Annotated in this window: 6 protein-coding genes; 3 read left to right on the top strand and 3 right to left on the bottom strand. The window is 64.2% G+C overall.

Annotation, left to right across the window (positions count from 1 at the left end; genetic code table 11):
* The first annotated feature begins 20 nt into the window (after positions 1–20).
* From VFV96_15635 to VFV96_15625, 3 genes are all read left to right on the top strand, one after another.
* Positions 21–830, top strand: coding sequence for a prepilin-type N-terminal cleavage/methylation domain-containing protein (locus tag VFV96_15635; GenBank protein HEU5071834.1), 810 nt, complete (start codon positions 21–23; stop codon positions 828–830).
* A gap of 107 nt (positions 831–937) precedes the next feature.
* Positions 938–3,748, top strand: a complete 2,811-nt coding sequence (locus tag VFV96_15630; GenBank protein HEU5071833.1) for a hypothetical protein — start codon at positions 938–940, stop codon at positions 3,746–3,748.
* Between the two features lie 107 nt (positions 3,749–3,855).
* Positions 3,856–7,326: a DUF2961 domain-containing protein gene (locus VFV96_15625; protein ID HEU5071832.1), complete on the top strand. Its 3,471-nt coding sequence runs from the start codon at positions 3,856–3,858 to the stop codon at positions 7,324–7,326.
* A gap of 75 nt (positions 7,327–7,401) precedes the next feature.
* Here the strand turns inward: VFV96_15625 and ald are convergent, their stop codons facing one another.
* The 3 genes from ald to VFV96_15610 all read right to left on the bottom strand — a co-directional run bounded on the left by ald (position 7,402) and on the right by VFV96_15610 (position 10,696).
* Positions 7,402–8,502 (bottom strand): alanine dehydrogenase, encoded by a 1,101-nt coding sequence (ald, locus tag VFV96_15620; GenBank protein HEU5071831.1) that lies wholly within the window; start codon positions 8,500–8,502, stop codon positions 7,402–7,404.
* Positions 8,503–8,576: 74 nt separating this feature from the next.
* Positions 8,577–10,007, bottom strand: a complete 1,431-nt coding sequence (locus VFV96_15615; GenBank protein ID HEU5071830.1) for a YhjD/YihY/BrkB family envelope integrity protein — start codon at positions 10,005–10,007, stop codon at positions 8,577–8,579.
* A 242-nt stretch (positions 10,008–10,249) separates the two neighbouring features.
* Positions 10,250–10,696 (bottom strand): hypothetical protein, encoded by a 447-nt coding sequence (locus VFV96_15610; GenBank protein HEU5071829.1) that lies wholly within the window; start codon positions 10,694–10,696, stop codon positions 10,250–10,252.
* Between the last annotated feature and the right edge of the window lie 547 nt (positions 10,697–11,243).

Genomic DNA, 11,243 nt, shown 5'->3' with positions numbered 1-11,243 from the left:
GTGGGGCGGGTGGGGGTAGGATGCGAACCATCAACCACACCATGAACACGTCGCTCCCCTCATTTTGCCGCGTTCGCCGCTCCCCGGCCGGGCATTTTCCCGCCCCGGATTCCGCCGGGCGATCGGTTCACCGCTCCCCGGCCTTTACCCTGATTGAACTGCTGGTGGTCATCGCCATCATCGCCATTCTGGCCGCGATGCTGTTGCCGGCCCTGGGCAAGGCGAAACAGAAGGCGTGGACGGCCAACTGCATTTCCAATTTGCGCCAGCTGGGCGTTGCAAGCCTGCTTTACGTCAATGACAACAACGACCGTTTCCCCTTCACCAACAATGGCTGGCCGCGGTTGCCGTTCGTGGATGTCCTGACTCTGACGGATCCTTACATCAGCACGAACAACCGGAGCTTTTACCGGTGCCCGGCGGACCGGGGCGAAGGCTGGAACATCGAATGGGCGAAGGCTACCGGCTACATTGCCACGAACCAGCTGCCGTTTCCGTGTTCCTACGTTTACTACGCGCAATTCTACAACAACGACAACAACACAGCCCCGCAGCGCCGCGCCTACACCGAGGTGTTGCATCCCACGCAGAAGGCGATTCGCGCGTGCTTCGCGAGCCAGCTGGGATCGGCCACGGTCTTCGACGTCACGTCCGCGTCGCAGCGCAACCGCGGCGGCCATGGACCCAACGGGATGGTGCTCCTGTTCGTCGATGGCCACAGCCAGTTTGCCCGCTGGGCACAACTCAACCCCACCAGCTATAACGGCCGCGATCCCGTTTACAACTTTGACTGGACCCGGAACGGGCTGAAGGGAGAGGACCTGCAATAGCGCCCGGGAACATCCGCGCGCACCGGAACCAGCACTCCCTGGCCGTGATTTAGCGCCCACTGACAATGCCTGCCACTTTCCTTGCCGAAAACAACCCCAACAAACCTATGAGCACATACATCCGATCCGTTCTTCTGGCCGCCGGCGTGGCGTCGTTCGCGCTCGGCGTCCACGCGCAATCCCCGGTCGTCGGCCGCTGGAATCTTGGCGAGCAAGATGCCGGCGCCGTTGCCGGGAATGCCGGCAATCCCACGACCACCGATGCGGCGGGAACCAACGACCTTGCCGCCGTGGGGGCGCCGCTTTACAGCAGCAACGTCCCGGCCGGGGGCAGCACGCTGGCCATGCAGTTTGACGGCGCGAGCTGTTACCAGGGAAGCGTGCTGAACAACGACGGCTTCGACCAGGTTTACAGCAATCTCGACTTCAACAATTTCAGCTTGTCCTGCGACGTCAACGTGACGGCGCCCGGGGCCGCGGGCTATAGCTTCCTCGTCAGCCTTGGGGACAACCGCGCCGGCGGCATCGCCATCGTCGAAATTGGCGGCCAGTGGGAGCTGATTCACATGGGCGTGGTCGCAACCAGCGGCGGACCGGCCGTGGCCACGAACACGTGGACGCACCTGGACCTCATCCGGAAGAATTTCGGTTCCGGCGTGGAGACGCGGCTGTTCGTCAACGGCGCGGATTCCGGCCTGGCGATCGCATCATCTCCCAATACGCCGCAGGATTTCTTCACCATCGGGGCCAACGAACTCAACAGCGACATTCCGGGCGATGTGGAGGGTTATTTCAACGGGCTCGTGGACAACGTGGTGGTCAGCAATCTCAATGTCGGCATGCCGCCCACGCTGGGGGGCATCACCGCGTCGCCCGGCACCATTTATGCCGGTAATTCCATCATTCTCACCGCCGACAACGTAACTGGTGATGCCGGTTCGCGGGCCTTCGCATGGCGGCTGAACGGCCAGGTGGTGACGAATACCACCACGCCGTCCGTCACACTGACCAATGCCACCAGCAGCGCGGCGGGCGGATACGACGTCATTCTTTCGACGACCTTTGGCGCGGTCACGAGCGCGGTGGTCAATGTGGCGGTCGAGGATCCCGCCCTGTCGGCGGGAGTGGACGTGGCGCGCTACCGCCTGGGCGAAGATGATGCCGGGGCGGCGGCCGGCAATCCCGGGGCGGCAATGACGAAGGATTCCGTGGGCACGGCGGAGTTGCCGGTGTTTGGCGCGCCGTCCTACAGCGCCAATGTTCCGGCCGGCGGCAGCACGTTGTCGCTGTCGTTTGACGGCGGGAGCTACTACGGCGGCAGCAGCGACGGCCTCACGAATCTTTATGCCAGCCTCGATTTCAACAATTTTAGTTTGTCGTGCGACGTATATATGACGGCGCCGGGCAGTGCGGGTTTCAGCTTCCCGGTGGCGATGGGGCAGAACGGTTCGGGCGGTTTTTCGATTGTCGAGATCGGTGGCGAGTGGCACGTGTTCCAGCAATCCATCAGCCAGAGCGCGGGCGTGCCGGCGGCGCTGAATCAATGGACCCATCTGGAACTGCAACGCCGCAAATTTGGGAGCGTGGTGCGGAGCCGGCTGTTTGTGAACGGTGTGGACGCCGGCGTCTCGGCCACGGCGGGACCGGACCTGCCCATCACCCCGCTGCTGGCCATTGGCGGCAACTTCAAGAACGACGGCGTCAGCACCGAGGGGTTGTTCAGCGGCCAGATCGACAACGTGGTGGTGCATGACTATTCAGTCGGGCTGCCGCCCCAGGTCGACACCTTGACGGCGAGTCCGTTGCATCTGTTGCCGAGCGGCGAATCGCTGTCCTTGTCGGCGTCCGGCATCAGCGGCCAGTTGCCGATGAACTTCAGCTGGCGGCGGAACGGGACGGTCTTTACGAACACCACTTCGCCCACGCTGACCCTGAACGGGGTGACCACCAACTGGAGCGGTGTTTATGATTTGGTGGTCAGCAATCCCGTCGGTGCGGTCACCAGTTCCATCGTCAACCTCACGGTGCTGCTTCCCGGGGTGTCAGTGGGCACCACCGTGGCCCGGTATCGGCTCGGCGAGGATGACGCGGGGGCCACGGCGGGCGGTGCCGGCGCCGCGTTCAGCAAGGACATCATCGGGACCAACGATCTCGCCACCAACGGCACGCCGGTTTACAGCAGCGAGGTTCCGGGCGGTGGCAGCGCGCTGTCCGTTGCGTTCGACGGCGCCAGCTTTTACCAGAGCAGCGGGGCAGGGCTCAGCAATCTGTATGCGGGCGTGGATTGGGATAATTGCAGCCTGTCCTGTGATGTTTACCTGACGGCGGCGGGCTCGGGTGGCTTCAGCTTCCCGTTGAGCATCGGCGGCACGGGCGCCGGTGGTGGCGGGTTCGCGCTCGTCGAAGTCGGCGGCAATTGGGCAATCATTAATCACGGAGTCGAATTGAGCAGTGCCGGCCCGGCCATTCCCTTGAACACGTGGCAGCATGTCGAGGTCGTGCGGCGCAACTTTGGCGGCGGCGTGCAAACACGGCTCCTGCTGGATGGCGTGGACGCCGGGGTCCAATTGGATTCCGCGCCCAACCCGCCGCCGGCCTTCCTGACCGTGGGAGCCAACCGCTCGGCCAACAACGTGTCCGGCATCGAAGGGCCCTTCAACGGACTGGTGGACAACGTCGAACTCAAGAGCTTCAACCTGGTGCCGCCCGCAGTGCAATTGCGGTCACTTGGGAACCAGATCCAGGTCGATTGTGCCGGGCGGGCGCGGGCGAATCTGACCCTGTGGCGTTCGCCGGGCTTGAGCCCCGCCACGTGGTCCGCCGTCACCAACGGCGTTACGGACAATCTGGGCACCGCGCTGTTTACCGATCCCAATCCACCCGCGGGAACGGCTTTCTACCGGGCCACGATGCCCTAAAGCGGTCGTGACCGGTGAAACGGGCCTGCGTCCGGCGGTGGGCCGGGCGCAGGCTTGATGTGAGTGAACAAAAAGCGGAACGGGAAAGACTGGCGGTTTGTTGAGGTATGAAGTGTTACAAGATCAAACTGAGGGCGGGACTTTTGGCTGGCGGAGCGATGATGTGCTTCGTGGCCGGGGCGGTGGCGCAGACGGTGACGCTGCAATCCTTGTTGGAGACGATGACCAACCGGGATGCGCTGGCCCGGTGGCCGGCGCCGGCCTACGAGGCGCTGACCGCGTCGAGTTACAATCGGGCGTCCTACAACCGGAATCAACCAGACCAGACGTTCAGCGGCTGGTTCGCTGACGGCGACGGGACGGGTTATCTCCGCGTGGAAACCAATTCGCTGACCGGCAATCCGGAATGGGTCATCATGGAGCATCAAGGGCCGGGCTGCCTGACGCGCATCTGGACGCCGTTCTTCTATTACGACTACAACAACCGCACCGGCCCGAGCGTGCGCATTTACCTGGATGGCGCAACGCAACCGGCGTTCGATGAATCGTTGATTGAACTGGTCACGGCCCAGGGCTCCATCGGCAACCCGTTTGCCGCCTACACGGCGCGCGCAGGGGACTTGTATCTGCCCATTCCGTTCGCCCAAAGCTGCAAGGTGACGCTGTCCGCGGCGCCGTTTTACTACAACGTCGCGTATCGCGCCTACACCAACGGCACCGCCGTCGAGACATTCTCCCAGACGAACTATCAGGCCCTGGCGGGATTGCGGACGAGCGTCGGGCAGAACCTGACCGCTCCGCCCGCGGCGGCCGGCGACGCGACGAGCAACAGTGTCGTGGTGGCCGGGGGCGGCAGCTACGAAATGGCCCTGCCTGGTGGCGCCAATGCAATCCGGCAGTTTTCGGTGCAACTGCCGGCGAGCCTTACCAATTCTGCGTGTCTGCGTTCCACGGTGCTGGCCATGACGTTTGACGGCGAGCCAACCGTTTGGTGCCCGGTGGGGGATTTCTTTTCCTGTCCGGATGCCGTTCATCCCTTTCAAACCTGGCAGCGCACCGTGACGTCGAACGGCACGCTGGTCTGTTCGTGGGTCATGCCCTATGCGACGTCCGCCTCCGTTCAGGTGCTCAACGAAGCCACCCAGGGCGTGGCGGTGAACTTGCAGGTCGTTACCGCCCCGTGGAGCTGGGATGAACGCTCGCTCCATTTCCATGCAACGTGGCGGCCGGATGGCATCCTGCCCGGCACGCCGCCCGCGGATTGGAACTACGTCGATATTCAAGGGCAGGGCATTTACGTGGGGGATTCCTGGACGGTGCTGAACATTCAAACGAATTCCTGGTGGGGGGAGGGCGACGAGAAAATCTACGTCGATGCCGCGTGGCAGAATGGCGTGCCCACGCAGTTTGGGACGGGCTCGGAGGATTACTACGGCTGGGCGGGCGGAGTGTTGCCCAGCCGTGCCGACGAGTTCAGCCATCCGTTTCTGGCCAACGTGCGCGTGGGCGGCCTGGATGGCTGCACCGTGGGTTACAACATCAACACGCGAATGCGGGGGCTGGATGCGATTCCTTTCCGGCAACGGCTCGTCTTTGACATGGAGTCATCGTTTGGCACGGACATTCGGAATCCGTGGGACCTGCTGGGTTACGCGGCGGCCACGTTTTGGTATGCCCGGCCTGGCGCCACGGACAACCGACCCGCACAACCGGCGGCCGCGGCCAAGCCCATCATGGCCCGGGCGGACTTGCAGCAAATGTCCGATGCCATCCGCTACGGGAACCACACCGGCAACGGTCCGGGCGCGCGCTGGCCGTTGGGCGAACAGGATGCTTCCGCGACGGCGGGCGCGGCCGGGGCCGCCGTCACCCGGGACGCCGTGGGCACGAATGACCTCGCCGCTTCGGGCCATCCCATCTACAGCGCCAACGTTCCGCCGGGCGGCAGCTCCCTTTCCCTGTCGTTCGACGGCGCGAGCTATTATCGCGGCACGGGATTGAGCAACCTTTTCTCCGGGATCGACCTGAACCGGTTCAGCCTGTCCTGCGACGTGTATCCGACGGCGCTGGGCGGCGCGGGGTTCAGCTTTCCCGTGAGCATGGGGGCCACCGGCACCGGCGGCGGTGGCCTGGCCATTGTCGAGATTGGCGGCACGTGGGAAATCATTCACCACATGTTGCAGGAAACCAGCGGCGGTCCGGCCGTGGCCTTGAACACGTGGACGCATCTCGAACTGTTGCGCAAAGATTTTGGCAGTGGCGTGGAAACCCATCTGCTCGTGAACGGCACGGATGCCGGGCTGGCCCTGACTTCAACGCCCAACGATCCGCCGCCCGGCTTGACCATCGGCGCCAATCCCAATCCGGAAACCGGCGGCGGCATCGAGGGACTGTTCCAAGGCCAGATCGACAACGTGGAGCTGCACAATCTGAATCCCATCATTGTCGGCGCCCCGTCGGTGTCGCCGGCCACCACGCCCGCGGGCGGCATGTTGACCTTCTCCGTCGTGGCCACGGGTGAACCGCCTCTGAGTTATCTCTGGCGGCACAATGGCGCGTTGCTGACCAACGCAAGCACCGCTTCCTCCCTCACGTTCAGCAACGTCAGTTCCGGACAGGGCGGCAACTACGACGTGGTGGTCACCAACGCCTACGGCGCGACGACCAGTTCCGTGGTGCTGGCCACGGTGACAAGTCCGGCCACCGTCATCACCAACCGGCTCGCGCAATATCGGCTGGGGGACGATGACCTCGGGGCCGTGGCCGGCGCGGCCGGACAATTGCTGACGCGCGACGCCGTCGGGACGAATCATCTCGCCGCCTATGGCACGCCGTTTTACAGCGGCAACGTGCCCGGCGGGGGCGACCTGCTTTCAATGGCCCTGGATGGCGCCAGTTATTACCAGGGCAGCGGCCCGGGGGTGCAGCAAGTTTATGCCGGCCTGGACCTCAATGATTTCCTGCTCTCCTGTGATGTGTATCCGACGGCACTGGGCAGCGCGGGGTTCAGCTTCCCGGTGAGTGTGGGGGGCACGGGCTCCTCTGGCGGCGGCCTGGCCGTGGTGGAAATTGGCGGGACGTGGGAAATCATCCACCACGGCGTGCAGCAGACCTCCGGCGGTCCGCCCGTAAATTTGAATGCGTGGACGCATCTGGAGCTGCAACGGGAGGATTTTGGGAGCGGCGTGCAAACCCGCCTGCGGGTGAACGGCGTGGATGCGGGCATTCATTTGGATTCCACTCCCGTCGCCCCGGGCGCCTGGTTCACGATTGGCGGCAATCCAAACGCGAACGCGGGCGGCATCGAAGGATTGTTTCACGGGCTCATTGACAACGTTGCCCTGGCGACGCTGTCACCCGCACCGGCGCAACTCAGCCTCCATCTCGGCAGCGGTCAGGCCGTGGTGGAATGCGCGGGGTTGCCGAACAGCATCTACACCTTGTGGCGCACGCTGGAGTTGAATCCTTCCACCTGGATCAACCTTCAAACCAGCACGGCCGGCCTGAATGGATTTTCGCTGTTGGTGGACTCCAATCCGCCGGCCGGCCAGGCGTTTTATCGCACGACATCACCGTGACCTGCCGGGTGCGGAAAACAGCGCGCGCCTCCGGCCGCGCAGTTTCACGTGGCCCGGCCCGCGCTGTTCCGGAAGTTAAAGCTGCGTCGCGGCGAACGCGAGTCCGTGCGCTTCGGCCACGGCCTTGTGGGTGACCTGGCCGCTCATCACGTTGATGCCGCCCCGCAGCGCGGGTTGGCGCTGGCAGGCCTCGGCCAGCCCGTGGTCGGCCAGCAATTCGATGTAGCGGAAGGTGGCGTTCGTCAATGCCTGCGTGGCGGTGCGCGAGTAGGCGCCGGGCATGTTGGCCACGCAGTAGTGCGTCACGCCTTCCTCGACGAAGACCGGATTCTCGTGCGTGGTCGGGCGGGAGGTTTCCGCGCAACCGCCCTGGTCGATGGCGATGTCCACAAAGACGCTGCCCGGGCGCATCAGCTTGAGCATGTCGGGGCGGACCAGTTTGGGCGCCTTGGCGCCGGGCAGCAGCACGGCGCCAATCAACAGGTCCGTGCCGGGCAGCATTTGCAGGAGGCGGGATTCATCCGAGTAAAGCGTGTGGGCCGTGTGCAGCGTGATGTCGAGATAGCGCATCCGTTCGATGTCCACCTCCAGAATCGTGACGTCCGCGCCCAGCCCGGTGGCCATGCGCGCGGCGTTGATGCCGGCGGAGCCGCCGCCCAGCACCACCACCTTGCCCGGCAGCACGCCGGGCACGCCGCCCAGCAACGTGCCGCTGCCGCCGTAGTGCTTCGCCAGAAAGTAGCCGCCTACGAGGATGCTCATGCGGCCGGCGATTTCGCTCATCGGTTCCAGCAATGGCAGCCGGCGGTTGACCTCGATGGTTTCATACGCAATCGCGGTGGCGCCCGAACGCATCAACGCCTCGGTCAATTCCTTGTCCGCCGCCAGGTGCAGGTAGGTGAACAGCATCTGGCCCGGGTGCAGCAGCGGCAGCTCGGCGGGCTGCGGCTCCTTCACCTTGACCACGAGGTCCGCCTGCTCGAACACCGCGGCGTGGGTGTCCACCAGGGCGGCGCCGGCCTGCTCGTATTCCTTGTCCAGAAAGCCGGCCCCGACGCCGGCGCCGCGTTCCACCACGACGCGATGGCCGCGTTTGCCGAGTTGATAGGCGGCAGAAGGCAGCAGGGCCACCCGGTGTTCCTGTTTTTTGATTTCCTTGGGGACGCCAATGATCATGGGAGTGGGGGATTCGAGGGTTGCGGGGATTGTCGGTGGTGTGAAAAAGGTTTGCGTGAGGCCGGTTGCGGGGTTCAGCCCGGCAGGGCCCGGGTTCCCGGGCGTGGTTCGCCGGCGTCTTCCAACAACGGCGTGCGGTTGACCAGTGCGAGCATGGTGACCGATTGCGCGGCGTCCCGCTCGGCCTCGAAGATGCGCTGGAATTCACCGAACACCTCCTGGCGCGCCGGCTCTTCGCGCGTGGGCAGTTCCTGGCCGTGGCTCGCCCGCATGGACTCCAGAATGTCGTGGCACGTGATCTGGTCGAGCGGCCGGGCCGGCGAATAGGCCGTTTCGCGGCCGGCCACCTCCACCACCAGCCGCGCCTCCAGCAACACCTGCAGCACTTCATGCGCGAGCCGCGTGGGGATGCTCAAATCAACCGCCAGCCGGTTCAGCGAAAGCGGCGGCCGTCCGTTTTGAAATCGCAGACCGATGGCCGTCATCAGCCGGAACGCGATGAATTCCCGTCCGCGCTGGTTGATGCCCTCGCTGGCGCGCTCCTGCAGGTAGGTCTCCAGGTTCTGGAAGGCGTAGGCCACCTGCGCCCCAAACAGCAGGATGAGCCACGAAAAATACAGGCCAATCAGCAGCACCGGCAGCACGCTCAGGCCGCCGTAAAGCTTGCTGGTCGTGACGATGCGCGACGCAAAGAAAATGTTGAACTGCCCGTTCAGGTGCCAGAGCAGGCCGCCCACGAGGCCGCCGATCAGCGAGGCACGCCATTGCACCTTCGTGTTCGGCATCGTCTGGTAGAACAGCATGAACGCGAGGCTCAGCATCAGCAGCGGCGCGATCTTCAGCGCAAAACGCCCCACCGCGCCGAAGCTCTCCGCCGAATGCTGCACCGCCTGGAACTGCGCGCTCACCATCAGGATCGTCGCCAGAATCAGGAACGGCCCGAACGTGATGGCCGCCCAGTAATGCACGATCCGCGTCACCCAGTTGCGGCCGCGCTCCACGCCCCAGATTTCGTTGAACGCCGCCTCGATGGTCGCCAGCAGGCTGATGGCGACAAAGATCAGTCCGATTGTGCCCGTGACGCCCAGCGTCCCCGTGTTCAGGTTCTGGATGAACGCCCGGATGCTCGCGGCGGTCTTTTCGCGCGCATCAAACCCGGCCTCGCCGCTGGGAATCAGGCCCAGTTGCGGCGCCACCTGTTCCACGATGTAACCGATCGAACTGTCCACCATCTGGCCCGCCCGGGCCTCGGTCAGAAAGAGGGAGGAGACGCTGACCGCCACCGCCAGCAACGGCACCAGGGCGAGCAGGGTGGTGTAAGCCAGCGCCGAGGCGCGCACCGGACAGCGGTTCCGCAGGAACGTCCGTGTCAGCAGCACGCAGAAATGCACGAACCGGTGCAGCTTGGGCACGGAATGCGTGTCGTCCTGCCAGCTCGGCGGTTTCCCGCTGAGCACTTCACGAACGGCCCCGGTGATGCGGGCAAAAAAGTCGGGCGATTTCATCGACGCAACGCTGCGCGAAGCTGGCAGACGCGGCGGGCCAAGTCAATGAAGCGGGGCGGCGCGGCTCGAACCGCGCGGCGGGCAATGCGGTTGAGCGGGGAAATGGAAAGCGGCCAAGGAGAAAATGGCAAACGAGGGCTTCGGGACGTTCAACAGTTCCCCCGTGAGCCGTCAGGCTTTTACGGGGCCTGTGCCACAACGGCTGGCTTCGACGTTCCTTCGCTGCGCTCCGTCGGCCAAAGCTATCTTGGTTCGATAGGCGCATTCGTCGACACGGGCAAAGTATAGAGCAATCTATCTGGGACATCCCGCCGCTCCTCACGAAATAACAACTCATAAGCATTGGAGGCGGTGGTGCTCCGCTCGAATACAAGTCCCATGTGATAGAATCCGCCGGTCTTCATAATCAGAACCTCGTTAGTGTTTACGGATAACCAGAACGCCTTCACATCTCGAATCGCAGTCGGAAGCCGCGGGTCATCACCGCTTGGATACTGGTCGATCAAGGGCTTGTATTGGGGCTGTGTCATCAAATCCAAACACGCAACTGAAACAGCATGATAATCCACGTCATGCAAAAGAAAATGACGTGCTTGGTCGAAAGGTCGGCCAAAAAACCATCGAGCACCGAGAACAAGGACAAATAGCGCCAGCGCAATGCTTCCCAAAGTGATAAGTGCGGTCTTCATCGCGATGCGCCTAGCCCGTATGGCTTTCGCTGAGGGTGAAAGCGGTGTCTGCTCTCCGGAGCAAACGTGGGTTGCGCCGCGGGAGCGGCGCCGAGCCACCGGTTGTGGGACGCACGCCCCAAACAACGCAGGAATGCAGAGCTGCCACCATGCAGACCTATCTACTCCGGCAACCCAAACCTGTCGAGCCGCAAAAGCCCGACGCAGAACCCGAGGGCGCCGTTCGGCACCCGCACCATGAAGGAGCGCCGACGTCCTCGTCGGCTTAAACCGTCATCCCCAGCGGAAGCGTTCAGGCAACGCCCGGCCCCGCCCGCTCCCGACCGCACCACGCCGACCGCAGGTCGGCGCTCCGGTGCGGGGGGCAAATTGCGCCCGGCGGGCGGCGGGATCCACGGCCGTTGAACTGAGCCGCTGAACCCGCGCCGCCCGGGTTGCTGGGGAAAGTATTTTGGCGACCTCTACCGGTGCCGGCCGGCACGGCTGGGCAGTCCGAAGGCCATCACGGCGATGGCGCACACTTGAGCGGACGACCCGCGAAAGGAAT

The organism is Verrucomicrobiia bacterium (assembly GCA_035765895.1).
Taxonomy (GTDB): Bacteria; Verrucomicrobiota; Verrucomicrobiia; order Limisphaerales; family DSYF01; genus DSYF01.
Note: the sequence above shows the minus strand (reverse complement) of the source record. Positions and strands in the feature narration are given on the sequence as shown.

What these genes read in the sequence shown, in the direction of transcription:
- VFV96_15635 (HEU5071834.1), top strand. Translation starts at nt 21, where the DNA reads ATGCGAACCATCAACCACACCATGAACACGTCGCTCCCCTCATTTTGC.
- VFV96_15630 (HEU5071833.1), top strand. Translation starts at nt 938, where the DNA reads ATGAGCACATACATCCGATCCGTTCTTCTGGCCGCCGGCGTGGCGTCG.
- VFV96_15625 (HEU5071832.1), top strand. Translation starts at nt 3,856, where the DNA reads ATGAAGTGTTACAAGATCAAACTGAGGGCGGGACTTTTGGCTGGCGGA.
- ald (HEU5071831.1), bottom strand. Translation starts at nt 8,502, where the DNA reads ATGATCATTGGCGTCCCCAAGGAAATCAAAAAACAGGAACACCGGGTG.
- VFV96_15615 (HEU5071830.1), bottom strand. Translation starts at nt 10,007, where the DNA reads ATGAAATCGCCCGACTTTTTTGCCCGCATCACCGGGGCCGTTCGTGAA.
- VFV96_15610 (HEU5071829.1), bottom strand. Translation starts at nt 10,696, where the DNA reads ATGAAGACCGCACTTATCACTTTGGGAAGCATTGCGCTGGCGCTATTT.